The sequence below is a fragment of the Sphingopyxis sp. GW821-FHT12F08 genome (assembly GCF_058806755.1).
In genome coordinates this window covers 107,412-132,533 of the sequence record NZ_JBXAQA010000002.1, presented here as the reverse complement: position 1 = coordinate 132,533, position 25,122 = coordinate 107,412, and the positions used below count along the sequence as shown (strand labels likewise).

The window sequence follows — 25,122 nt, the reverse complement described above, 5'->3', positions numbered from 1 at the left end:
TGGATGGCTCGCCGCAGATATGCGGCGGCATTGCACCCCTCTCGAAAATCATTCGGCAAGAAAGCGCAGCGCTTTCGTTTGTCACGTAAAGTAACCGGTGTCATTCACGCCAACGAGCGCGGATGGGGCTGGTCAAAGGGAGGATTTTAATGGCTATTCACGCAATGCAGGGCGTCCGCAATCTGGCGAGGTTGGCGTGCGGGGTTTCGCTCGCGGTGCTGGCGGTGTCGCCGGCCCGGGCGCAGGACGCGGTCGACGCCGCCGCGCCCGCCGACGAAGTCGCCGCGGAGGACGAAATCGTCGTCACCGGCTTTCGCGCATCGCTCGAAGCGGCGCTTACCGTGAAGCGCGACTCGGTCAGCGCGGTCGACGCGATCGTTGCCGAGGATATCGCCAAATTCCCCGACCAGAATCTGGCGGAATCGCTGCAGCGCATTCCCGGCATCTCGATCCAGCGCGATGGCGGCGAAGGCCGGGCGATCACCGTTCGCGGGCTCGGCGCGCAATTCACCCGCGTTCGCGTGAACGGCCTGGAGACCATCGCGACCTCGACCGACGGCGCTTCGTCGAACCGCGATCGCTCGTTCGACTTCAACGTCTTTGCGTCGGAGCTGTTCAGCAGCATCGTCGTCCACAAGACCGCCGAAGCCTCGCTCGACGAAGGCTCGCTCGGCGCGGTGGTCGATCTCAACACCGGCAATCCGCTGGGCGGCAAGGATGGGCTGCATGGCGCGCTCTCGGTCGTCGGGTCCTATAATGATCTGTCGAAGGATCTGGGGCCGCGTGTTGCGGGCCTGCTCAGCTGGCGCAACGTCGATGGAACCTTCGGCGTCGCGGTGTCGGCCGCCTATTCGAAGGGCGATACGCTCGAACTCGGCAACAACACGGTGCGCTGGGCGCAGGCGCGCTTCGACTCGGTCGACGGTACGAATTGCTGGACCAACGCGAACAGCGGCGGATCCTATATCCCGAGCCCGGGCTGCACCAAGGCGGCGCTGGCGTTCCACCCGCGCATTCCGCGTTATGGCGAGATCGAGCATCGCCGCGAGCGTCTGGGGCTGACCGGATCGATCCAGTTCGAGCCCACCGACAGCACGCGCGTTTCGATCGATGGCCTCTATTCGCGCTTCAAGGAGAGCCGCGAGGAGAAATGGGGCGAGGTGCTGCTGCGGTCGAACGAGCGGTCGATCAACGTCATCAACCCGGTCTATGACGCGAACAACAATATGATCTCGGCGACGCTGAACGACGCCTGGGTCCGCACCGAACATTATCTGCGCAAGTCGCAAACCGAATTCTATCAGCTCGGCGGCACGTGGGACCAGGATATCTCGGACAGCTTCCGCTTCACCCTGCTCGGCGGCTTTTCCAAGTCGGACGCCGATATTCCGGTGGAAACGACGGTCGTCTTCGATGATCGCGACGCACAGGGCTATTCGTTCGATTACAGCGACATGAAGAGCCCGGTGCTGACCTTTGGCACCAGCGTGACCAATCCGGCGAATTTCCAGCTTGCCGAAATTCGCGACCGTCCGTCGAATGTCACCAACAAGTTCAAGACGGCGCAGCTGCGCACCGAATGGGACGTCGCCGACGGTTTCCAGATCAAGGCCGGCGGCATGTGGCGCCGGTTCAATTTCGACACCATGGCCTTCACCCGCGACACCGCGGTGTGCGGAAATGGCGGCACCAGCCTCGTGACCAGCACCGCGGGGACGATCGCCTGTACGCCGACGAGCCTCTTCGGTCCGAACGCCGTCTATGGCTTCCCGGTCACGGCGGCCTTGTCGGAGCTGTTCACGCTCGGCAGGGCTGGGCAACCGGCGGGCACGACGACGCAGTGGCTGATTCCGGCCTTCCCGGCAGCGACCGACTTCACCCGCCTCTACGAGCGTAACCCCGCCGTGGATGCCGCCAACACGCGTTCGGTGCAGGAAACCACCTCGGGAGGCTATCTCCAGTTCGATGCCAAGGGCGAGCTGCTCGGCCTCGAATATGCGGCCAATGCCGGTATCCGCTATGTCAGGACGGCGCAGATCTCGTCGGCGGCAAATGGCGTGAGCGTGAGGCGCCGCTATGACGACTGGCTGCCGTCGTTCAACGTCGCGCTCTATCCTTCGCAGGATGTCGTCGTTCGCGGCGCGATCGGGAAGGTGATGACGCGGCCGAGCTTCGGCAACCTCAACCCCAGCGGAACATTCGATGGCTTCAACTATCGTGCGACCTACGGGAATCCCTATCTCAACCCCTATCGCGCGACCAATTTCGATGCTGCGATCGAATGGTATTTCGCGCCGCAGGCACTGCTGTCGGTCGCCGGCTTCGTGAAAAAGGTCGAAAGCTTCCCGGTGGCCGGCGCTTATCAGGCGACGCTGGCGCAACTCGGCGTGGACCGGAGCGTGCTGCTGCCGAGCTCGCCCGCCTATATCGCGAACGACCCCAACCAGTTGTATACGGTTTCGGCGCAGGTCAACGGTACGGGTGCAACGCTGAAGGGTATCGAACTCGCCGCGCAGATACCGTTCAGCGCGTTCGTCGAAGACGGTCTGTTCAGCCACTTCGGTGTGCTCGCCAATGCCACTTTCATCAGCTCGACGGCTGATTACACGGTCCAGGGGCCGGCGATCACCGACTGCGTGCTGCCCGCCTGCAGCTTCGGACCGCTGATCAGCGGCCCGCGCAGCTCGACCCTGTTCGGCGTGTCGCGGCGCGCGTATAACGGGACGCTCTATTATGACGATGGCGCCTTCAGCGCCCGCGCGTCGGCGAGCTATCGCAGCCGCTACGTCGATGCGAACAGCGGCACCGGCAATGTCTTCGAAGGCTATGGCGCGACGTGGAATGTCGATGCGTCGATCCGTTACAAGCTGACCGAATGGCTCGAGCTGTCGATCGAGGGCAATAATCTGCTCGACACCTATCGCTATCGCTTCACCGATTTCGATGCCGACCGCAATTACGAGAATAACCATTTCGGCCGCACCTTCCTGTTCGGTGCACGCGTCAAGATCTGATGTGAAGATTTAGTCCCGGTGAGGCCCGGCCTGCGCTTGCGGGGGCCGGGCCTTTCGATTGAAGGAGAGATAGGTGACCGATCGGCGCGCGCTGTTGAAACTGGCCGGAACGGGGCTGTTCGGGGCGAGCCTTTCGGGCTTTGCGGCGGTGCCGGGACTCGCGGCCGGAAAGCCATCCGCTACCGATACCCCGCCGTGGGCCAAGGGTTTCGACGGGCAGCGCAAGGCAGATCTTGGCGACGGGCGCTTCCTCAACCCGATCATGGCGGGCGACCATCCCGACCCATCGATCCTGAAGGACGGCGCCGATTATTACATGACCTTCTCGACCTTCGAGAGCTATCCCGGGCTGGTCATCTGGCATTCGCGCGACCTGGTGAGCTGGCGGCCGATCGGGCCGACGCTGCACCGGAATATCGGCTCGGTCTGGGCGCCCGAACTGGTGAAGCATGAGGGGCGCTTCTACCTCTACATCCCGACCAAGGGGCCGAACACCAGCTGGGTGATCTGGGCCGACAAGATCGAGGGGCCGTGGAGCGATCCCCTCGACCTGAAGCTGCCCAATCATATCGACCCCGGCCATGCGGTCGGCGAGGACGGGTCGCGCTGGCTGTTCCTGTCGGGCGGCGACCGGGTGCGGCTGTCCGACGACGGGCTGTCGCGGATCGGCGAGCCCGAGCATGTCTATGATCCGTGGCGCTATCCGTCGGACTGGGTGGTCGAGGGCTTCGCGCCCGAGGGACCCAAGATCACGCGGCACGGCGACTATTATTACATGGTCACCGCGGTGGGCGGCACCGCGGGGCCGCCGACGGGGCATATGGTGATCGCCGCGCGGTCGAAATCGATCCACGGGCCGTGGGAAAATTGCCCGCAGAACCCGCTCGTCCATACGAAGTCGGCGAGCGAAAAATGGTGGTCGCGCGGCCATGCGACTTTGGTCGAGGGGCCCGCGGGCGACTGGTGGAGCGTCTATCACGGTTATGAGAATGGCTATTGGACGCTGGGGCGCCAGGCGCTGCTCGATCCGATCGAATGGACCGCCGACGGCTGGTTCCGGATGAAGGGCGGCGACCTGTCGGCGCCGATCGCCAAGCCGAAGAGGGGCGCGATCGCCGGGCCGCACGGCATGGCGCTGTCCGACGATTTCAAGGCGCTGGCGCTGGGCGCCAAATGGAATTTCTTCAAGCCCGCCCCCGACGAGGCGACGCGCGCGCGGGTCGAGGATGGCGCGCTGGTGCTGAAGGCGCGCGGCAAGGCGCCGTCCGATTCCTCGCCCTTGCTGCTGATCGCGGGCGACCAGGCCTACCGGTTCGAATGCGATATCGAGATCGCGCCGGGCGGCACCGCGGGGCTCATCCTCTTCTACGACGATCGGCTCTATTGCGGGCTCGGCTTCGACGGCGAGCGCTTCGTCACCCACCAATATGGCATCGAGCGCGCACGGCCCGCCAACCCGCACGGCCGGCGGATGCGCATGCGCGTCACCAACGACCGGCATATCGTCACCTATGACACCAGCGGCGACGGCGGGAAGACCTGGGCAAGGTTCGACCGCGGCATGGAGGTGTCGGGCTACCACCATAATGTGCGCGGCGGTTTCCTGATGCTGCGCCCCGGGCTCTATTCGGCAGGGGAGGGCGAGGCGCGCTTCCGCGACTTCCGGTTCGAGGCGCTGGCGTAGCGATTTTTTGTTTCGCGCAAAGACGCAAAGACACAAAGAAGGCGCGCAAGGTTCCGAAGTCTCTTGCCGCCGCAGGCGGCCTTTAAGGGCGCTTCGCGCGATGGAAGGCGGCGCGCCGATCCATGGCGCATTCCTCTTCGTGTCTTTGCGTCTTTGCGCGAAACTTTTCCCTACGCGGCGGCGCCTTAAAGTGTCACGCCCGACTTCCAGATCGCGATCTCGCGTTCCTCATTGGCCTCGGCGCGCGTTTCGGCGCCCGAGGCGGTGGCGGCGATCAGGTCGAGCAGCGCGCCCGACGCAGCTTCAAAGCCTTCGTTCAGCACCTGTCCGGCGTCGAAATCGATCCACCCCGATTTGCGCGCCGCGAGCCCGCTGTTCGACGCGATCTTGAGCGTCGGCGCCGGAAAGCCGAGCGGGGTGCCGCGGCCGGTGGTGAAGAGGATCATAGTCGCGCCCGCGGCGGTCAGCGCGGTCGACGATACCGCGTCGTTGCCGGGCGCCTCGAGCAGCGTGAGCCCGGGCAGCGCCGCCTCGCCGCCGTAGCGCTGGACGTCGACCAGCGGCGCCTGGCCGCCCTTCTGCACTGCGCCCAGCGACTTTTCCTCGAGCGTGGTGATGCCGCCGGCGATGTTGCCGGGGGAGGGGTTTTCGCTCACCGGTTCGCCGTTGCGGATGAAATATTGCTTGAAGTCGTTCACCAGTTCGACCGTTTCGTCGAACACTTCGCGCGACACCGCGCGGTCCATCAGCATCTGTTCGGCACCGAAAATCTCCGGGATTTCGGTGAGGATCACCTTGCCGCCCGCTGCGGAAACCGCGTCGGCCATGCGACCGACGAGCGGGTTGGCGGTGAGCCCCGACAGGCCGTCGGAGCCGCCGCATTTGACCCCGAGCGTGAGTTCCGAAAGCGGTACCGGCGTGCGTTCGATGTCCGCGCAGGCGTCGACAAGCTCGTCGACCAGCACGAGACAGGCTTCGAGATCGTCCTCGACCGCCTGCGCCGACAGCGTGCGGATATGGCCGCGGCGCTCGGGCGCGATGCCGCCCAGCAGCGGCGCGAGCTGGTTGCTTTCGCAGCCGAGCCCGACGATCAGCACGCCCCCGGCATTGGGATGCTGCGCCAGCGCGGCGAGCACGCCGCGCGTATGGCCGAGATCGTCGCCGAGCTGCGAGCAGCCGAAGGGATGCTTGAAGGCGTGGATGCCGTCGACGCGCCCGGCGTGGCGCTCGCCCGCGATCCGCGCGACGCGCGCGGCGAGATTGCCGACGCAGCCGACGGTCGGCAGGATCCAGATCTCGTTGCGCGTGCCGACGCGGCCATCGGCGCGGCGATAGCCGGCGAAGCTGCGCGGCGTGGGGGAGGGCGCTGCGTTCCCGGCCGTATGCGGCGTATAGCGATAGTCGCCGTCGCCACTGAGCGCGGTCGCGAGATTGTGCGTGTGGACATGCGCGCCGACCGCGATGTCGGCGGTCGCGCGGCCGATCTCGAAGCCATATTTGACGACGCGCTCGCCGCGCGCGATCGCGGCGAGGGCGAATTTATGCCCGCGTCCGACGGTATCGGTCAGCGCGATCGTATCGCCGTCGATCGCGACGCGATCGCCCACCGCCGCGTCGGCGAGGCAGGTCGCGACATTGTCGCCGGCGTGGATGCGGAGTGCAGTTACCGGTGTCATCGCGTCGGCGAGGGTGGCTGTTCCGGTCATCGTTTCGCCGCCGCGACCGACTGGCGCTCGACGAAGGTCGAGGGCAGGACGTACGACTCCTCGTCGGCCGAGCGCGCATTGATGTCGAGGAAATCGGGCACCAGCGCGCGCGCGGCGCGCATGCCCATCTCGCGGATCGGCCAGCGCACCGTGCTGAGCGCGGGCCAGATATGTGTCGCGGTCGGGCTGTCGTCGAACCCGATGATCGACAGATCGGCCGGCACGGCGATGCCCTTGCTATGCGCGACGCTCATCACCCCGGCCGCCATTTCGTCGTTCGAACAGAAGATCGCGCTCGGCGGCTCGGCGAGCGACAGCAGCGCTTCGCCCGCGTCGATCCCGGCGGTGTAGCGGTAGTTGCCGGGCGCGAAGAGTTCGTCGGGCAGCGTCAGTCCAGCGGTGGTCAGTGCCTCATGGAACCCCTTTTCGCGCTCGGCGGCCGAACGGAAACCGACGGGTCCGCGGACGAAACCGATGCGGCGGTGGCCGAGTTCGACGAGCTTGCCGACCGCTTCCGCCACCACTTCGCGGTCGTTCGATGACACGCAGTGCCGCGTGTCGTCGAGCGGCGCCGAACCGACGCGGACGTAGCGTACCCCCAGATCCTCGCAGAGCGCGGCGAGATCGTCATTCTCCGAAATCGGCGGCAGCAGCAGCGCGCCGATCGGGCGCTGCTTTTCGAGGAAGGTGCGGACATCGTCGAGCAGCCGGTCCGACCCGCGGTCGACCGGGCGGACGAGCAGTGCGAGGTCGCTGTCCTTGATCGCGTCGAGCACGCCCTGCTGGAAATTGAGCACTGTCTGCGCATTGGGGTTGTCGTGGAGTAGCGCGATCAGGAAGTTGCGCCGAAATGCCAGCGCGCGCGCCTGCGGATTGGGAACGAAGCCGAGCATTTTGATCGCCTGCTCGACCGCCTGGCGTGTCTTGTCGGTAATGAATTCGGAGCGGTTGATGACCCGGCTGACCGTTTTTTTCGATACGCCGGCGAGCGCCGCGACGTCGTTGATCGTCGGTTGCTTGCCGCTTTTTTCCCTTGTGCGTGGCGCCATGGAGTTTCGACTTTTCCTGTGCATGCGCGGTTGGTCCGGCATGCCATTTCCTAGTGAGCGCACTCCGTCATAAAATCAACCGGGCTTGACGGCTAAGCGCTTGCTTTTGACACCGGTGTCTCATAGAGGATTTTCCGGAAGAGGGAAATGGCAAAGATGTCGGCATCGAACGAACAAGAGAATGTCGCCCGGGCGTTCATCGCGGCGCGCGCGGAAAAGACACCGCTTACCGCCTATCCCGGGCCGATGCCGAAGACGATGGCCGAGGCCTATGCGATCCAGGACCGCGCGATCGCGCTCGACGGGCGCCGCATCGGCGGCTGGAAGGTCGGGCGCATCGCCGCCGGCTTGGTCGATCAATATGGCGACAACCGGCTCGCAGGCCCGATCTTCACCGACGAGATTTTCGACGGCAGCGTCGGCGCCGAGCCGGCGATGCCCGTCTATGCCGCGGGTTTCGGCGCCGCCGAGGCCGAGGTGCTGCTGCGCTTCGGCGACATCGGCGAGGGCGATTATGATATCGGCACAGTGCGGGCGTGCATTGATGAGGTCCGCACAGGGATCGAGATCGCCAGTTCGCCCTTTCCCGCGATCAACCGCCACGGGCCCGCGGTCACCGCGTCGGACTATGGCAACAACAAGGGGCTAGTGCTCGGGCCCGTCATTCCCGACTGGCAGAATGCCGACCTGATCCGCATGCCGGTGGAATTCTTCATCGATGGCGCGCGCGTCGGCGCCGCGACGATGGAGGCGATGCTCGACGGGCCCTTCGGATCGGCCTTGTTCCTGATCCATACGCTGCGCGCGCGCGGCATCGCGATCCCGCCCGGGACCTGGGTGTCGGCGGGCGCGATCACCGGCATTCACGAAATCCGTCCCGGCCAGAGGGGCGAGGCGCTGTTCGACGGAAAAATCCGCGTCGGCTGTTCGATTACGGGCTACTAAGGCCACCACGGGAGAGAGAAAAAAATGGCACAGGCAATCGCGGACGGAGGTGCGGGGGCGCCGGTGCCACGCTCGGGGCGTTATCGCTGGATGATCGTCGCGCTGCTCTTTGCGGCGACGACGGTCAATTATATCGACCGCACCATGCTCGGCCTGCTCGCGCCGACGCTCGGCGACGAGCTTCGCTGGAGCGAGAACGACTATGGCAATATCGTCACCGCGTTCCAAGCGGCCTATGCGATGGGCTTCCTGCTGATGGGCTGGCTGATCGACCGCTTCGGACCGAAGGTCGGTTATGCGATCGCGATCAGCATCTGGACCGTCGGCCATGTCGCGCACGGCTTCGCCTCGTCGGTGATCTCCTTCATGATGGCGCGCGTCATTCTCGGCGTCGGCGAGGCGGGGCATTTCCCCTCGGTCGTGCGCGCGTCGAGCGAGTGGTTCCCGCAAAAGGAACGCGCCTATGCGATCGGCTGGGTCAACAGTGCGACGACGATCGGCGTTATCCTGACCGCGCCGACGATCGCGCTGTTCATGCGGTTCCTGGGCTTCGACTGGCGCGAGACCTTCATCTACACCGGTGCCTTCGGCGCCGTGCTGCTGCTGCTCTGGCTCTGGCTCTACAGCAACCCGCGCGAGAGCGGGAAGGTGAGCGAGGCCGAGCTCGCGTGGATCGAACACGACCCGCCCGAAAAGATCGAGCGTATCGGCTGGAGCAAGATCGTCACCAAGCGCGAGGCCTGGGCCTTTGCGATCGGCAAGTTCCTGACCGACCCCGTGTGGTTCCTGATGCTCTTCTGGCTGCCCAAATATTTCAGCTCGACCTACAATGTCGACCTCAAGGTCGTGCTGCTGCCGATGATCATCATGTACCTGCTGTCCGACGTCGGCAGCATCCTCGGCGGCTGGGTGTCGTCGAAGCTGATCCAGCAGGGCCACAGCGTCAATTTCGCGCGCAAGGTCACGATGCTTGGCGCGGGTTGCTGCGTCCTGCCATTGCTGTTCGTCACCGGCCTCGAGAATATGTGGCTCGCGGTGGTGCTGATCGGCATCGCGCTCGCCGGGCATCAGGCCTTTTCGTCGACGATCCTGTCGATCCCGCCCGACATGTTTCCGAAGCGTGCGGTCGGATCGGTGATCGGGCTGGGCGGTTTCATGGGCGGTATCGGCGGGATGATCATGGCCAAGTCGACCGGGCTCGTGCTCGACGCGACGAACGGCAATTACACGATCATCTTCGCGGTCTGCACGACCGTCTATTTCCTCGCGGTGGCGGCGATCCACCTGCTGAGCCCGCGCCTCACCCCCGTCACCGTCGAAAGCGAAGCCAAGACCTCATGACCCGCCCGCTCTCCCTCCATCCCGACCGGCTCTTTCCCTCGGACCCCGTCCAGCGCGACATTGCGCGGCGGCTCTATGCCGAGGTTGCCGAGCTGCCGATCATCAGTCCGCACGGGCACACCGACCCCAGCTGGTTCGCGGGCAATGCGCCGTTCGGCAACGCGGCGGAGCTGTTGCTCCATCCCGACCATTATGTGTTCCGGATGCTCTATTCGCAGGGCATTCCCCTCGATGCGCTCGGGATCCGCAACAAGGCGGCAGACCCGCGCGAAAGCTGGCGGCTGTTCGCGCAGAATTACCATCTCTTCCGCGGCACGCCGTCGCGGATGTGGATGGACTGGGTCTTTGCCGAGGCGTTCGGGATCGACGTGCAGTTCGAGGCCGCGACCTCGGACCATTATTACGACCTGGTCACCGAAAAGCTCGCGACCGACGCCTTTCGTCCGCGCGCGCTGTTCGACCGCTACCGGATCGAGGTGATCGCGACGACCGAAAGCCCGATCGATACGCTCGAGCATCATGCGGTGATCCGCGCCGCCAATGAAAGCGGCGAATGGGCCGGCCGGGTGATCACCGCCTATCGCCCCGACCCGGTGGTCGATCCCGAGTTCGAGGGTTTCCGGGGCAACCTCGAGCGCTTCTCCGAGCTGTCGGGCGAGGATGCGCTGTCCTACGCCGGCTATCTCGCCGCGCACCGCAACCGCCGTGCTTTCTTCGCGAGCATGGGCGCGACTTCGACCGACCATGGCCATCCGACCGCGGCGACCGCCGACCTGTCGGACGCGGAGGCCGAGGCGCTGTTCGCGCGCGTCACGGGCGACACTGTCAGCGCCGTCGACGCCGAACTGTTCCGCGCGCATATGCTGACCGTGATGGCGGGGATGAGCCTCGACGACGGGCTGGTGATGCAGATCCACCCCGGCGCCTTCCGCAACCACAACCGCTGGCTGTTCGACCATTATGGGCGCGACAAGGGCGCCGATATTCCGACGAACACGGACTATGTCCATGCGCTGCGCCCGCTGCTTGGGCGTTATGGCAATGAGGCGGAGCTGACGATCATCCTCTTCACGCTCGACGAGACGAGTTATGCGCGCGAACTCGCGCCGCTCGCGGGCCATTATCCGGCGTTGAAGCTCGGCCCGGCCTGGTGGTTCCACGACAGCCCCGAGGGCATGCGCCGCTTCCGGGGCCAGGTCACCGAGACCGCGGGCTTCTACAACACGGTCGGTTTCAACGACGACACGCGCGCCTTCCTGTCGATCCCCGCGCGCCACGATGTCGCGCGGCGCATCGACTGCGGCTTCCTCGCGCAGCTCGTCGCCGAGCACCGACTCGAGGAGTGGGAGGCCGCCGAACTCGCGACCGACCTCAGCTACAATCTCGCGAAGGCGGCGTACAAGCTGTGAGACTGTCGCCTGAGACCGTCCTGCCCGTGTCGATCGGGCGCCCGGCCTATGACCGCGCCGCGCAAGCCGCTGGCATCGTCCATATCGGCATCGGCGCCTTCCATCGCGCGCATCAGGCGGTCTACACCGACGATGCGATGGGTGCGGGCGAGGGCAATTGGGGCATCGTCGGGGTGTCGCTGCGTTCGGGCGATGTCGCGGCGCAGCTCAATCCGCAGGGCGGGCTCTATACGGTCGCGACGCGCAACGTGACGGGCAGCCAATTGCGGGTCATCGGCGCGGTGCAGCAGGTGCTCGTCGCCGCCGAAGACGCGCAGGCGGTGATCGGGGCCATCGCGGCGCCGACGACGCATATCGTCAGCTTCACCGTGACCGAGAAGGGCTATCTGCGCGCCGCCGACGGCTCGCTCGACATCGTCGCGGCGAAGGGACCCTCAAGCCTGTACCGCTTCGTCGGTGCCGCGCTCGCGGCGCGGCATGCGGCCGGGCTGCCCGGACTGACCTTGCTCAGCTGCGACAATCTGGCAAACAATGGCGCGGTGCTGCGCCGGCTGATGCACGAATATCTTGCGTCGGAGTATCCTGACCTCACCGACTGGTTCGACGCGCAGTGCCGCTGCCCCGCGACGATGATCGACCGCATCGTCCCCGCGACGACCGAAGCCGACCGCGCCGCGATCGAAGCCGAACTCGGCATGCGCGACGAGGGGGCGGTGGTCACCGAGGGCTTCAGCCAGTGGGTGATCGAGGATGATTTCGCCGGGCCGCGTCCGGCATGGGAAAAGGTCGGCGCCGAACTGGTGGCCGACGTTGCGCCCTATGAGACCGCAAAGCTGCGCATGCTCAACGGCGCGCATTCGGCGCTCGCCTATATCGGTCTCGGCAAGGGGCATGACTATGTCCACCAGGCGATCGCCGATCCCGCGATCCGGCCGGTGATCGAGACGCTGATGCGCCATGAAGCCGCGCCGACGATCGACGCGGCGCCGGGGCAGGACCTCGTCGCCTATGCCGAGGCGCTGCTCGAGCGTTTCGCCAATCCCGCGCTGCACCACCGGCTGATCCAGATCGCGATGGACGGCAGCCAGAAGATCCCGCAGCGCTGGCTCGAAACGCTCGCCTGGCACCAACGGCGCGGGCAGCACTGTCCGTCGCTGCTGGCGGCGATCGACGCCTGGATCGACTTCCTGCAGGGTGGTGCGCACCCCATCGACGATCCGCTCGCCGACAGGTTGCGCGCGGCGGTGGCGGGTCCCGGCCAGCGGCAAGCATTATTTGGCCCGGACGGCCTGCTCCCTTCCGATTGGACACCCGATTAGGTCTTGGGTTTTCCAGCGCCCCACCGCATAGCTGGCGCAGCAAGCGGGAGACATGCTTTGGAACAGCAGCGAGAGGGGCAGGGGGCACAAGCCGCCGCCGCGACGCAGGGTATCGAACAGGACGAACGCTATCAGCGGCTGGTGACGACGCGGTCGCGCTTCGGCTGGCGCCTGACCATCCTGATGCTCGTCATCTATTTCGGCTATATCCTGCTGATCGCTTTCGAGCCGCAAATCCTCGCGCGCCCGCTCGGGTCGGGCGTCACCTCGCTCGGCATTCCGCTCGGGCTCGGGGTGATCGTCGCGGGGATCGTGCTGACCGCCCTCTATGTCCGCCGCGCGAACAAGGTCTTCGACCGCGACCTCGACGCTTTGCGCAAGGATTATGGCGCATGAGCCGCTTGCCGATCACCCGCGCCGCGCCGATCCTGCTCGCGCTCGGCTGGCCCGCGGTCGCCGCCGCCGATGCGCTCACCGGCCAGACCGAGCAGCAGGCGGCGAACTGGCCCGCGATCCTGATGTTCTCGGCCTTCGTGCTCGCGACGCTCGGCATCACGCGCTGGGCGGCGGGGCGGGTGCGCAGCGCGTCCGATTTCTACACCGCGGGCGGCGGCATCACCGGCTTCCAGAACGGGCTGGCGATCGCCGGCGACTATATGTCGGCGGCCTCGTTCCTCGGCATTTCGGCGCAGATTTTCGCCGACGGCTATGACGGGCTGATCTATTCGACGGGTTTTCTCGTCGGCTGGCCGATCCTGCTCTTCCTGCTCGCCGAGCGGCTGCGCAACCTCGGCCGCTATACCTTCGCCGACGTCGCGAGCTTCCGCTTCGCGCAGACGCCGGTGCGGCTGTTCGCGGCGTTCAGCACGCTCGCGGTCGTGCTCTTCTACCTGATCGCGCAGATGGTCGGCGCAGGGCAGCTGATCAAATTGCTGTTCGGGCTGCCTTACAGCTACGCGGTGCTGATCGTCGGTGCGCTGATGACCTGTTACGTGCTGTTCGGCGGCATGGTCGCGACGACCTGGGTCCAGATCATCAAAGCCGTGATGCTGCTCGGCTGCGCCAGCTTCATGGCGTTCGCGGTGCTGTGGAACTTCGGCTTCTCGCCCGAGGCGCTGTTCGCGAAAGCGGTCGAGATCAAGACCGGCATCGCCGTGTCGACCGGCGCGGCGCCCGAGGAAGCCGCGGCGAAGGGCCTGTCGATCATGGGCCCCGGCGGGTTCATCAAGGACCCGTTGTCGGCGATCAGCTTCGGCATGGCGCTGATGTTCGGGACCGCCGGGCTGCCGCACATATTGATGCGCTTCTTCACCGTTCCCGACGCGAAGGAAGCGCGCAAGTCGGTGCTGTGGGCGACCGGCTGGATCGGCTATTTCTATATCCTGACCTTCATCATCGGTTTCGGCGCGATCACCTTCGTCGCGTCGAACCCCGATTATCTCATGCCCGACGGGACGCTGAGAGGCGGGGGCAATATGGCGGCGATCCACCTCGCGACGGCGATCGGCGGCGACATCTTCCTCGGCATCGTCAGCGCGGTCGCCTTCGCGACGATCCTCGCGGTGGTCGCGGGGCTGACCCTGTCGGGCGCTTCGGCGGTGTCGCACGACATCTATGCGTCGGTGGTGAAGAAGGGGGAGGCCAACTCGGCCGACGAGCTCAAGGTCTCGCGCTACACGGTGCCGGTGCTCGCTTTGATCGCGATCATCCTCGGCATCGCTTTCGAGAAGCAGAATGTCGCCTTCATGGTCAGCCTGGCCTTCGCGCTCGCGGCGTCGGGCAATTTCCCGGTGCTGGTGATGTCGCTGTTGTGGAAAGGCTGCACGACGCGCGGCGTGGTGATCGGCGGCTTCGTGGGCGTGGTGCTGGCGCTGGTGTTGACGATCCTGTCGCCGGCGATCTGGGAGGCGGTGCTGGGATATGAGGGCGCGCCTTTCCCGTACAGCTCGCCGACGATCTTCTCGATGTCCGCGGCCTTCCTGACGATTTGGCTCATCTCGCTCGCCGACAAGAGCGGGCGTGCGGCGGTCGACCGGGCGGGCTATCCGGCGCAGCGCGTCCGCGCCGAGACCGGGATCGGCGCGGCGGGGGCGTCGGACCACTAGAACCCATGGGTCGATCATCACCGTAGCCCTGAGCCTGTCGAAGGGCGCTTCTCGGATAAGCGCCCTTCGACAGGCTCAGGGCTATGGTTCTATTTTATCGGGATAGTCTCCAAGCCGAATCCGCGCGGCAATCCTGGCGTCCAGCTCGGTCGTGCAGCGATGGAGCGCGGCCCCGTTAACCCCGTTTCACGGCTGATTTCCGGCTAACTTCACTCGCAAACGGCTTTTGTGCATAATATTCACACTCATGAGAGTGAATATTGACTCGCTCCCGAACCATGGGCATAAACCCCGCGATGCCGACATCCGATCGGCGCAGCATGGGAGAGCGTGATGAGGGCAATGATGTTGGCGTCCGTATGTGCGGGCGCGCTGTTCACCATTCCGGCTTCGGCCATGGCCCAGGAAGCGGGGAGCGCCGCGCCGCAGGCCGAAAGCGACGACGACGACGGATCGATCATCGTCACCGCGACGCGCCGCGCCGAGCGCATCCAGGACGTACCGCTCAGCATCTCGGCCTATTCGCAGGACGAGCTGACCGAGAAGGGCATCGTCGGTTATGAAGGCATCGGGCGCGAGACGCCGGGAGTCGTGCTCAACAGGCCGACCGCGAACTTCAACAATTTCACCGCGCGCGGCATCGCGACCAACGGCTATAACGCCAACCTGCAAAGCTCGGTCGCCATCTATATCGACGAACTGCCGGTTTCGACGATCGGCAACACCACCGTCGTCGACCCGAATTTGTTCGACGTCGAGCGCGTCGAATTCCTGCGCGGGCCGCAGGGGACCTTGTTCGGGTCGGGTTCGCTGTCGGGTGCGATGCGCATCCTGCAGAAGAGTCCCGACCTCAATGATTTCGACACTGCGGCGCTCGTCGATTTCGGGCTGACCGGGTCGGACAGCTTTCGCCAGCGCTATAATGCCATGGTCAACATACCGCTGGTCGAGGACCGCCTCGCGGTGCGCGCGGTCGGTTTCTACCGCGACGAGGAAGGCTATCTCGACAATGTCGGGACCGGTGTGAAAAATTCGAACACGCTGATCGACTATGGCGGGCGGCTGATCCTGCAGTGGAAACCCACCGACCGGCTGTCGGTCAAGCTGCTCGGCTCGTACGAATATAGCAATCCCAAGGACAGCTCGCTGACCAGCCCGTCGCTGGGCCGCAACAAGCGCGTCTCGGACGAGCCCGACCGCTTTACCGGCAAGCAGGCGATCGCCAATGCGACGATCGACTATGAGTTCGACTTCGCCAAGCTCACCAGCTCGTCGACCTATTCGGATTTCGACCAGCGTTTCTACGTCGACCTCGCGGGCACCTTTGCGCCGGGGTCCTTCCCCGGCGCGCCGATCGCTTTCGGGCTCGACGCCGACGGCTATGACAAGGTGTTCGTGCAGGAAACGCGGCTCGCCTCGACGCTCGACGGTCCGTTCGAGTTCGTGCTTGGCGGCTTTTACCTGAACCGCCGCCGCGACGTCGATTTCTTCTATCGCTCGAACCTCGCTTTCCTCGCGGCGCGCGGGCTGACCGGGCTGCCCGACAAATATTTCCAGAAGCTCTATACCCATTCGAAGAGCACCGAACTCGCGGGCTTCGGCGAGCTGACCTATCGCTTCTCGGACAAATTCTGGCTGACCGGCGGCCTGCGCTATGGCGAAACCTCGGCGCAGAGCTTCACCGAGGCGGGGGGCTATCTCGCCACGGCAGCCGGTTTCAACTATTATACCTATGCGCTGTTCGGCATTCCGACGACCTTCACGACCTTCACCCCCTATGCGGCGGCGGAAGGCATCAAGGCCAAGGGATCGAAACCGTCGTGGAAGGCCAGCGCGACCTTCAAGCCGAGCGACAGCCTCACCACCTATGCGACCTTTTCGACCGGTTTCCGCGCCCCGATCGTCAACGCGCGCGCGGGCGCGCCGAGCCTTGTCGATCCGAACGACATCATCATTCCGTTCGGCGCGACGTCGGACAGTTTGAAGAGCTATGAAGTGGGCGCCAAGGGCCGCTGGCTCGGCGGGCGCGTGTCGATCAACACCGCCTTCTACCTGATCGACTGGAGCAATATCCAGGCGCAGGCAAACCGCGTGTCGGACTCCGTGCAGTTTGCGACCAACATCGGCGCGGCGCGCAGCAAGGGGTTCGAGTTCGAGGTCGCCGTGATCCCCGCGACCGGGGTGTCGATCGGCTTCAACGGCGCCTATAACGATAGCAAGATCACCAAGCTGTCGCCCGCCGAGGCGGCGATTTCGGGCGCGGTGCTCGGGCACCGGCTGTCGGCGCCGCGGATCCAGGGGTCGGCCTATATGTCCTATAATTTCAAGATCGGGTCCGACGTCGACGCGATGCTGGCGGTCAATGCGCAGCATATCGGGTCGTACAACAGCAGCTTCCCGAACACCCCGGGGCGGCCCAACCAGCCGCTGTCGACCTTCGGCAAGACCGACGCCTACAGCAACGTCAACCTCAGCCTCGGGCTGAAGAAAGGTGACCTGTCGGGGCAGCTCTATGTCGAAAATCTCTTCGACGATCATTCGATCACCTACATCCACCCCGAGGCCTTCCTCGTCAGCCGCTTCGGCACGATGCGGCCGCGCACCTTCGGCATCCGTCTCGGTTACAGCCTCTAATCGTGGCGACCGGCACTCTCCCGCCCTTCGCCACCCGGCCGGCCGCGCGGCCCGGCTTCGTGCTGGGCATGCTCTGCTTCGTCTATGTGCTGAACTTCCTCGACCGGCAGCTGCTGTCGATCCTCGCGAAGCCGATCCAGGACGCGCTCCAGATCAGCGACGGCCAGCTGGGGCTGATCAGCGGACTCTATTTCGCAATGTTCTATTGCTTCATCGCGATCCCGGTCGGCTGGTTCGCCGACCGGACGAGCCGCGTCGGCGTGCTGTCGGTCGCCTGCGCGGTGTGGAGCGGCGCGACCATCGCATGCGGCATGGCCGCGAACTACACCCAGCTCGCGGTCGCGCGGATGGTCGTGGGGTTCGGCGAGGCGGGGGGCGTGCCGCCCTCCTATGCGATCATCACCGACACCTATCCGCCGGGCAAGCGCGCGGCGGCGCTCGGCATCTTCAACCTCGGCCCCGCGATCGGCGCCGCGGCCGGGGTGGCGTTCGGCGCGGCGATCGCCGAGAAATTCGGCTGGCGCATCCCCTTCATCGCGGTCGGCGCGATCGGGATCGTCACCGCGCTGGTCGTGTGGCTGACGGTGCGCGAGCCCGCGCGCGGCGCGACCGATGTCGCAGCTGCGGTTTCCGGCGCGCCTTCGGACGACAAAGCCGACTTCTGGCCGACGGTGCGCATGTTCCTGTCGCACCCGATATTGATGCTCGCAGCATTGGGCGGGGGCGCGACGCAGTTCGTGACCTATGGCCTCGGCAATTTCGCGGTGCTGTTCCTGATGCGCGAAAAGGGCATGGAACTGGGCGAGGTCGCGATCTGGTATGCGCTGGTGCTGCTGATCGGTATGGGCGGCGGGATGATTGTGTCGGGCCGCGTGATCGACAAGATGGTGCGCAAATCGCGCGCCGGATATGCCATCGCGCCGGCGCTGTCGCTGGTCGTCGCTATGCCCTTTTACCTGGCGTTCGTACGGGCGCCGGGCTGGCCGCTCGCGCTTGCGCTGCTGACCGTGGTGATGGTGTTCAACTATTTCTACCTCTCGGCCTCGGTCGCGCTGGTGCAGGAAGAAGTGAAGCCGAACCAGCGTGTGCTGTCGGGAGCCCTGCTGCTGCTGATCATGAACTTCATCGGGCTGGGACTCGGACCGACATGGGTCGGCTTCGCGAGCGACTGGTTCAAGGCGCAGGGCGACCTGCATGGGTTGCAGACGGCGCTCTACACGCTGACGCCCTTCTATCTGGTCGCGATCGGCCTCTTTCTCTGGCTCGCACGGCGCCTGCGCCGCGAGGAGGCTTTGGCATGAAAAAGATAAGCTCGCTATTCGCCGCCGCCATGCTCGTCGCAACGCCCGCCATGGCCGCCGCGCCGGTGGTCGAGGCCCCGGCGGGGGCGGTCGAGGGCAAGAGCATCGGCAAGCTGCGCGTGTTCAAGGGCATTCCCTTCGCCCAGCCGCCTGTGGGCCCGCTACGCTGGAAACCGCCGATGGCGCTGCCGGCATGGCAAGGCGTGCGCAAGGCGCAGGGCGTCGGCGCCGCGTGCATCCAACCGCGTCCGACCGCGATCGGCATCTACACCAACCCACCCGCCAAGGTTTCCGAAGACTGTCTCACGCTCAACATCTGGGCGCCCGAGGCCGCGAAGGACGCGCCGGTGATCGTGTGGATCCACGGCGGCGCGCTGACCAACGGCTACAGCCATGAGGGCATGTACGACGGTGCGAAGCTCGCGGCGCGTGGCGCGGTGATCGTGTCGATCAATTACCGCCTCGGCGCGCTCGGCTATCTGGCGCACCCTGAGCTCAGCAAGGAATCGCCCGACGGCGTGTCGGGCAATTACGGCCTGCTCGACCAGATCGCGGCGCTGAAATGGGTGAAGGCCAATATCGGCGCCTTCGGCGGCGATGCGGGCAATGTCACGATCGCGGGCGAGTCCGCGGGCGCATTGAGCGTGATGTACCTGATGACCGCGCCCAAGGCGCGCGGGTTGTTCCACAAGGCGATCGCGCACAGCGCCTATATGATCTCGACCCCGTCGCTCCGCGATGCGCGGCACGGCGAGGTGCCAGCCGAGACGATGGGGGCGAAAGTCGCCGCCGCGCTTGGCGCCGCCGACCTGGCGGGGCTGCGCGCGATGGACGCGACCGCTCTCAACGACGGCGCGCTCAAGGCGGGCTATTTCCCTTGGGGTACCGTCGACGGCAAGGTCCTGCCGCGCCAGCTGGTCGACAGCTTCGATCGCGGCGAGCAGGCGCCGGTGCCGATGATTGCGGGGTTCAATATCGGCGAGATCCGCTCGCTGCGCATTCTCGCGCCGCCGCCGCCCGCCAATGCCGCGGCCTATGAAGGCGCAATCCGCGAACGTTACGGCGACCTCGCCGACGGCTGGCTGGAGCTCTATCCCGCCAAGGATCTCGGCGAAGCGGTGCTCGCGACGACGCGCGACGCGCTCTATGGCTGGACGTCGGAGCGGCTCGCGGTCAAGCAAAGCGCGCTCGGGCAGAACGCCTATCTCTACCTCTTCGACCATGGCTATCCCGCGGCGAGCGAGACGGGGCTGCACGGCTTTCATGCCGCCGAAATCCCCTACGTGTTCGGCACCGCGACCGACACGCCGCCCTATTGGCCGAAAATCCCCGACACGGTTGCCGAAAAGCGTTTCGCGGCCGCGATGGGTGATTATTGGGTGTCGTTTGCCAAGACCGGCAAGCCCGAGGCGGCGGGGCAGGCGGTGTGGAAGCCCTATGGCCAGGAGGCCGCTTTCCTCGCCTTCGCCGATATCCCGCGCCCGGGCGCGCGGCTGATGCCCCGCATGTATGCGCTGCACGAGGCGGCGATGTGCCGCCGCCGCGCCGCGGGCAATGTGGCATGGAACTGGAACACCGGTATCCTCTCGCCGATACTGGCCAAGGGCGCCGATTGCCCATGATCGATGGCAGCATGCAGGATTATCCGCTGACGCTGAACCGCTTCATCGACCATGCCGCGCGCTGGCATGGCGAGGCCGAAGTGGTGACGGCGCGCGACGACGGCAGCGTGGCACGCGTCACCTATGCGATGCTGCGCGAGCGTAGTCTGGCGATCTCGTCGCTGCTCGGCGCCTTTGGGATCGCGCCGGGCGACCGCGTCGCGACGCTGGCGTGGAACAGCGCGGCGCATGTCGAGCTCTGGTATGCGGTGATGGGCATCGGCGCGGTGTGCCACACGCTCAACCCGCGCCTCACCGGGCCGCAGCTCGCGTCGATGGCGGTGCAGTCGGGCGCGAAGATCCTTGTCGCGAGCGCCGACCTGTTGCCGCTGGCGAAGCTGATCGCCGAGCGTGCGCCGGGGATCGAGCGGCTGCTGGTGATCGATGGCACGGCGGTCGACGGCGGCGGCGCGAGCGTGCCCGTCGCCGACCTCGAAAGCCTGATCGCCGGCGCGCCGCGCGGTGCGGTCTGGGGCGATTTCGCCGAGAGTGCGCCGGCGGGCCTCTGCTTCACCTCGGGCACGACCGGCGCCCCCAAGGGCGTGACCTATACGCATCGCGGCAGCTTCCTCCATACGTTGCGCTGTTTGCAGGCCGACGTCATGGCCTTCACCAGCCGCGACGCGGTGCTCGCGGTGGTGCCGATGTTCCACGCCAATGCCTGGGGGCTGCCCTTCGCGCTGCCCGCGGTCGGTGGCAGGCTGGTGCTGCCGGGGCGGCAGGCCGACGGCGCGAGCCTCGCGCGGCTGATCGCCGCCGAGGGCGTGACGATCGCGGTCGGGGTGCCGACGGTGTGGCTCGGGCTGGTCGAGCATCTCGAGGCAGTAGGGGGCGAATTGCCGACGCTCAAACGCCTCATCGTCGGCGGCGCGCCGATGGCGCCGGCGCTGATGGAGCGGCTCGAGAGCCGGCTCGGCGTCGCCGTTCAGACGAGCTGGGGGATGACCGAATTGTCGCCGCTGGGCGTCATCGCGCCGCCGGACGATCCTTTGCGCAGCGCCGCTGTTTCGGGACGGCCGGCGATCGGCGTCGACCTGCGGCTGACCGACGCGGGCGGCATACCGCTGGCCGAACAGCGCGGGGGCGAGGGGCATCTCCATGTGCGCGGCGCGTCGGTGGTCGATCGCTATTTCGGCGAAGCGGCGCCCGCGACCGATGCCGAGGGCTGGTTCGCGACCGGCGATCTCGCGCGCATCGACGCGCGCGGCAACCTGATCATCACCGGCCGCGCCAAGGATCTGATCAAGTCGGGCGGCGAATGGATCAATCCCGCCGAGATCGAGGCGGTGGTGGGTGCGCTGCCACAGGTGTCGCTCGCGGCGGTGATCGGCCGGCAGGACGCCAAATGGGGCGAGCGCCCGGTGCTGCTGGTCGAGATGCGCGGCGGCGCGGCGATCGACGACGCGGCGCTGCTCGCGCCGCTGAACGGGCGCGTGGCGCCGTGGTGGATTCCCGATGCGGTGGTGCGGCTCGACACCATGCCGCTGGCGCCGACAGGAAAAATCGATAAGATTCGGCTGCGGAACGACTATGGAGCGTATTGAAAGAGCATCGCCGCGCGGCGGCGAAGAACGGGGATCGGATTTGGGACCAGTGGCGGATCAGGCGAAAACGCGGCGGCGTTCGACCAAGGCCGAACAGCGCGCCGAGACGATGGAGCAGATTCTCGACGAGGCCGAATATCTCTTCTCGAAGCACGGGCTGCACGGCGTCACGCTGAAGGATGTCGCGAAGCGCGTCGGCGTGCATCACACGCTGCTCAATTATTATTTCGAGGACAAGAAGAGCCTGTTCGACGCGGTCTTCGCGCGCCGCGCGGTGGTGACCAGCGAACGGCGGATGCAGGCGCTCGACGATTATGAAAAGGCGTCCGGCGGCAAGCCGACGGTCGAGGGCGCGCTCCACGCCTTCCTCGACACCGACCTCGACCTCTATATCCACGGCGGCGAGGGGTGGAAGAATTATGGCGCGCTCGGCGCGCTCGTCGCGAACACCCCCGAATGGGGCGCCGAGCTGATGGACAGCCATTTCGACCCCGTCGTGCTGCGGCTGATCGACCTCTTAAAGAAGGCGCTGCCCGACTGCGCCGAGCGCGACATCTTCTGGGGCTATCATTTCGTCACCGGCGCGCTGATGGTCACCCTCGCGCGCACCGGGCGCATCGACAAATTGTCGGGCGGCATCTGCAAGTCCGAGGATTTCGGGGCGATCAAGGCGCGCATGGCGTCGTTCATGGCGGCGGGCTTCCTGCAGATCTGCGGCAAGGCGAAATAGGCGCCCGCGCCACGGACCGTCAGCCGCCCCAAACCTGTCAGACAGGTCTTGTTTAAGCTGTAAGACAGGTGTACGGCGGCCGTGGGAGAAAAGCCATGGCCACCAAGCATCCGGTTATCGTTTCGCACGAGATGACGACTTATGTCGGGCAGGGGGGCTGCGACCGCCGCCTGCTGCCGCCCGATGCGCTGATCCTCGGCTTCGGCGGGATCCAGGAACCGGTGGTGAGCACGCTGGCCTTCCGCGACCTCGAAAGCGCCGCCGCGGATCATCTGCTCGTCTTCGCGGTGTCGCGCAGCGTGTGCCGCCGCCTGTTCGGCGAATTGCCCGATCCCGACGCGCGCTGGTATCTGCCTTCCGATTTGCGCGCGCTCGGCCAGTCGATCCTCGCGCCCGACGGCGACGGGCCCGCGATCGACATGCTGCGTCTCGCGCGCTCGATCGAATTGCTCTGCCAATTCTTCGCCGCGCTTCGCGCCGGGCGTCTCGTCGCCGTCGACGGCCAGCCGAGCCTTTGCGAAAGCGACATCGCGCGCATCGCCGCGGCGCGGCGTATCGTCGACGAGCGCTGGCACGAGAAATTGACGCTCGACGATATCGCGAAGAGCTGCGGCATCAACCGCGACAAGCTGACGCGCGGCTTTCGCGAGCTCTATCATTGCACCGTCGCCGAGGCGCTGAGCGAGCGGCGGCTGCGTCAGGCGCGGCAGATGCTCGCGGCGAGCGACCTGCCGGTGGCGAGCATCGGCTATCGCTGCGGCTATCTCAACAACGCCAGCTTCACGCGCGCCTTCTCGCGCCGCTTCGGCATGGCGCCGACCGCGATGCGCCGCGTCGGGGTGGCGGCATGAGCGCGCTGCTCGACGCCGCCGCGGGCGGGTCGCTGGTCGAGCGCGCGATGGAGTTCGTGCGCGACCATATCCGGACCAACGACCTGAAGGTCGGCGACACGCTGCCGGGCGAGGGGAGCTTCGCGGCGCAGATGGGGGTCAGCCGCCCGGTGATGCGCGAGGCGTTCGGCGCGCTCGCCGCGCTGCGGCTCGTCGACGTCGGCAATGGCCGCCGCCCGCGCGTCGGGGCGATCGACGGGTCGGTGATGGCGGCGTCGATGGGCCACGCGGTCAACACCGCGCAGGTCAGCCTGGCCGATGTGTGGGACGTGCGCCGCACGCTCGAGTTGCGCACCGCCGAACTGGCCGCCCTGAACCGGACCGAGGAGCAGGCGCGCGCGATCCTGACCGCGGCGCACGGGCTGACGGTCGACCATGACGAGGCGGCGCGCACCGCCGCCGACACCGAGTTTCACCAGACGATCGCCGCCGCGAGCGGCAATCCGCTCTTCTACCAGATCGTGCGCTCGTTCGAGGAACTGATGGCGCTCGCCATCCCGCGCGCGTGGCAGGAGCGCACGACGGCGGAGGAACGCGAGGAAACGCTGACGCTCCACCGCGAGGTCGCCGACGCGATCGCCGCGCGCGAGCCCGCGCGCGCGCGGGTCGCGATGGAACAGCATTTCGCCAATTCGATCGGCGAGCGGCTGCGGGACGCGGGTTGATGACCGGCGCGGCGCTGCCGGCCGGCCGTTTCGCCGGGGTCGAACTCGGCGGTACCAAGGTGATCGTCACCTTGGCCAACGGCGGCGCGATGGTCGCGCGGCAGCAGTTCGCAACCACCGACCCCGCCGAAACGCTGGGCCGCGTGCTCGATGCGCTGGCGCACTGGGATGCCGAGGCGGCGCTGGCCGCGATCGGGATCGCGAGTTTCGGTCCCGTGCGCGTCGACAGCGGCGCGGCAGACCATGGTCATATCCTCGAGACGACCAAGCCCGGATGGACGGGCGCGGCGATCGCGCAGCCCTTCGCGGCGCGCTTCGGGTGCCCGATCGGGCTCGATACCGACGTCAATGGCGCGGGGATCGCCGAAGCGGCGCTGGGGGCGGGGCGCGGCTGCGGCACGATCGTCTATCTGACGCTGGGCACCGGGGTCGGCGGCGGGGTGATCGTCGATGGCCGGCCGGTACACGGCCGACTCCACCCCGAACTCGGGCATCTTCGCCTGCGCCGCGCCGAGGGCGACGCTTTCGCGGGCGCCTGTCCCTTCCACGCCGACTGCGTCGAAGGGCTGGTGAGCGGCCCCGCGCTGTGGGCACGCTTCGGGCGCGATCCCGCGACGGTTGCGGAGGGCGATGCAGACTGGGAAGCTGTCGCGTCGGACTTGGCCGAACTGTTCATCGCGATCATGCTGACGCTGTCGCCCGACCGTATCGTCGTCGGCGGCGGCATCGCGCTCGGCCAGCCGGCGCTGGTGAAACGCGCGACCGTCATCGCGGCGACAAATTTGCGAAACTATATCCCCGACTATGACGTTGATATCCTGTCGACCATCGTCGTGCCCCCGTCGCTGGGCGCCGATGCGGGCCCGCTCGGAGCCATTTTACTGGCCGCGGAAGCGGCGCGAAGCGGGACACCCGGTGTCAGAACGGGCTTGCGTTCGGTCGCCCTTCGTGATTCACGGGGTTGAGAGCATAATTACATCGGCTTCCGCCGATCGGGTCGCAACGAGCGGAGACTGGCATGAAGACATATTATGCAGGGTTGGAAGAGGCGGGCGGCGTCGCCGCGCGGTCGCAGCGGCGATCGCGGCGCGTGCGACCCGTTGCACCTAGTTAGTCAGCTTGATT

At 66.4% G+C, this 25,122-nt stretch carries 18 protein-coding genes; 16 read left to right on the top strand and 2 right to left on the bottom strand.

The genetic code is table 11. The features are described 5' to 3' along the window. The first annotated feature begins 149 nt into the window (after positions 1 to 149). Both AC1RNQ_RS05610 and AC1RNQ_RS05605 read left to right on the top strand, forming a co-directional pair. The gene (locus tag AC1RNQ_RS05610; RefSeq protein WP_493169599.1) at positions 150 to 3,014 is read left to right on the top strand and encodes a TonB-dependent receptor; all 2,865 of its coding nucleotides are present in this window, start codon (positions 150 to 152) and stop codon (positions 3,012 to 3,014) included. Positions 3,015 to 3,162: 148 nt separating this feature from the next. Further along, a complete protein-coding gene (locus AC1RNQ_RS05605; RefSeq protein ID WP_493170589.1) occupies positions 3,163 to 4,698 on the top strand; it encodes a family 43 glycosylhydrolase in 1,536 nt (511 codons plus the stop codon). A gap of 185 nt (positions 4,699 to 4,883) precedes the next feature. Here AC1RNQ_RS05605 and AC1RNQ_RS05600 read toward each other — a convergent pair whose 3' ends face one another. Both AC1RNQ_RS05600 and AC1RNQ_RS05595 read right to left on the bottom strand, forming a co-directional pair. Then, complete coding sequence (locus AC1RNQ_RS05600) at positions 4,884 to 6,404, bottom strand: UxaA family hydrolase (RefSeq protein WP_493169597.1); 1,521 nt, start codon at positions 6,402 to 6,404, stop codon at positions 4,884 to 4,886. Further along, positions 6,401 to 7,453 carry a LacI family DNA-binding transcriptional regulator gene (locus tag AC1RNQ_RS05595; RefSeq protein WP_493169595.1) on the bottom strand — a complete coding sequence of 351 codons (1,053 nt, stop codon included), beginning with the start codon at positions 7,451 to 7,453 and terminating at the stop codon, positions 6,401 to 6,403. The genes AC1RNQ_RS05600 and AC1RNQ_RS05595 overlap by 4 nt, the downstream gene beginning before the upstream one ends. 147 nt (positions 7,454 to 7,600) lie before the next feature. Between AC1RNQ_RS05595 and AC1RNQ_RS05590 the strand changes: the two genes are divergently transcribed. From AC1RNQ_RS05590 to AC1RNQ_RS05525, 14 genes are all read left to right on the top strand, one after another. Continuing rightward, positions 7,601 to 8,398 (top strand): 2-keto-4-pentenoate hydratase, encoded by a 798-nt coding sequence (locus AC1RNQ_RS05590; protein ID WP_493169593.1) that lies wholly within the window; start codon positions 7,601 to 7,603, stop codon positions 8,396 to 8,398. Between the two features lie 24 nt (positions 8,399 to 8,422). Next, a complete protein-coding gene (locus AC1RNQ_RS05585; RefSeq protein WP_493169592.1) occupies positions 8,423 to 9,739 on the top strand; it encodes an MFS transporter in 1,317 nt (438 codons plus the stop codon). Next, positions 9,736 to 11,148 (top strand): glucuronate isomerase, encoded by a 1,413-nt coding sequence (gene uxaC, locus AC1RNQ_RS05580; protein ID WP_493169591.1) that lies wholly within the window; start codon positions 9,736 to 9,738, stop codon positions 11,146 to 11,148. The genes AC1RNQ_RS05585 and uxaC overlap by 4 nt, the downstream gene beginning before the upstream one ends. Next, positions 11,145 to 12,467 carry a mannitol dehydrogenase family protein gene (locus AC1RNQ_RS05575; RefSeq protein WP_493169589.1) on the top strand — a complete coding sequence of 441 codons (1,323 nt, stop codon included), beginning with the start codon at positions 11,145 to 11,147 and terminating at the stop codon, positions 12,465 to 12,467. The genes uxaC and AC1RNQ_RS05575 overlap by 4 nt, the downstream gene beginning before the upstream one ends. A 57-nt stretch (positions 12,468 to 12,524) precedes the next feature. Further along, positions 12,525 to 12,863 (top strand): DUF485 domain-containing protein, encoded by a 339-nt coding sequence (locus AC1RNQ_RS05570; RefSeq protein ID WP_493169587.1) that lies wholly within the window; start codon positions 12,525 to 12,527, stop codon positions 12,861 to 12,863. Next, positions 12,860 to 14,572: a cation acetate symporter gene (locus AC1RNQ_RS05565; protein WP_493169586.1), complete on the top strand. Its 1,713-nt coding sequence runs from the start codon at positions 12,860 to 12,862 to the stop codon at positions 14,570 to 14,572. The genes AC1RNQ_RS05570 and AC1RNQ_RS05565 overlap by 4 nt, the downstream gene beginning before the upstream one ends. Before the next feature lie 333 nt (positions 14,573 to 14,905). Further along, positions 14,906 to 17,206 (top strand): TonB-dependent receptor, encoded by a 2,301-nt coding sequence (locus AC1RNQ_RS05560; RefSeq protein ID WP_493169584.1) that lies wholly within the window; start codon positions 14,906 to 14,908, stop codon positions 17,204 to 17,206. A 2-nt stretch (positions 17,207 to 17,208) separates the two neighbouring features. Further along, entirely contained in the window at positions 17,209 to 18,507 is a 1,299-nt protein-coding gene (locus AC1RNQ_RS05555; protein WP_493169582.1) for a spinster family MFS transporter, read from the top strand. After that, positions 18,504 to 20,129 (top strand): carboxylesterase/lipase family protein, encoded by a 1,626-nt coding sequence (locus AC1RNQ_RS05550; protein WP_493169581.1) that lies wholly within the window; start codon positions 18,504 to 18,506, stop codon positions 20,127 to 20,129. Before AC1RNQ_RS05555 ends, AC1RNQ_RS05550 begins: the two co-directional genes overlap by 4 nt. Then, positions 20,126 to 21,712: an AMP-binding protein gene (locus AC1RNQ_RS05545; protein ID WP_493169579.1), complete on the top strand. Its 1,587-nt coding sequence runs from the start codon at positions 20,126 to 20,128 to the stop codon at positions 21,710 to 21,712. Before AC1RNQ_RS05550 ends, AC1RNQ_RS05545 begins: the two co-directional genes overlap by 4 nt. Positions 21,713 to 21,761: 49 nt before the next feature. Continuing rightward, positions 21,762 to 22,442 (top strand): TetR/AcrR family transcriptional regulator, encoded by a 681-nt coding sequence (locus AC1RNQ_RS05540; protein ID WP_493170587.1) that lies wholly within the window; start codon positions 21,762 to 21,764, stop codon positions 22,440 to 22,442. Positions 22,443 to 22,537: 95 nt separating this feature from the next. Further along, positions 22,538 to 23,293: a helix-turn-helix transcriptional regulator gene (locus AC1RNQ_RS05535; RefSeq protein ID WP_493169577.1), complete on the top strand. Its 756-nt coding sequence runs from the start codon at positions 22,538 to 22,540 to the stop codon at positions 23,291 to 23,293. Next, entirely contained in the window at positions 23,290 to 23,997 is a 708-nt protein-coding gene (locus AC1RNQ_RS05530) for a FadR/GntR family transcriptional regulator (protein ID WP_493169575.1), read from the top strand. Before AC1RNQ_RS05535 ends, AC1RNQ_RS05530 begins: the two co-directional genes overlap by 4 nt. After that, positions 23,997 to 24,962, top strand: coding sequence for an ROK family protein (locus AC1RNQ_RS05525; RefSeq protein ID WP_493169574.1), 966 nt, complete (start codon positions 23,997 to 23,999; stop codon positions 24,960 to 24,962). The genes AC1RNQ_RS05530 and AC1RNQ_RS05525 overlap by 1 nt, the downstream gene beginning before the upstream one ends. The last annotated feature ends 160 nt before the right edge of the window (positions 24,963 to 25,122 follow it).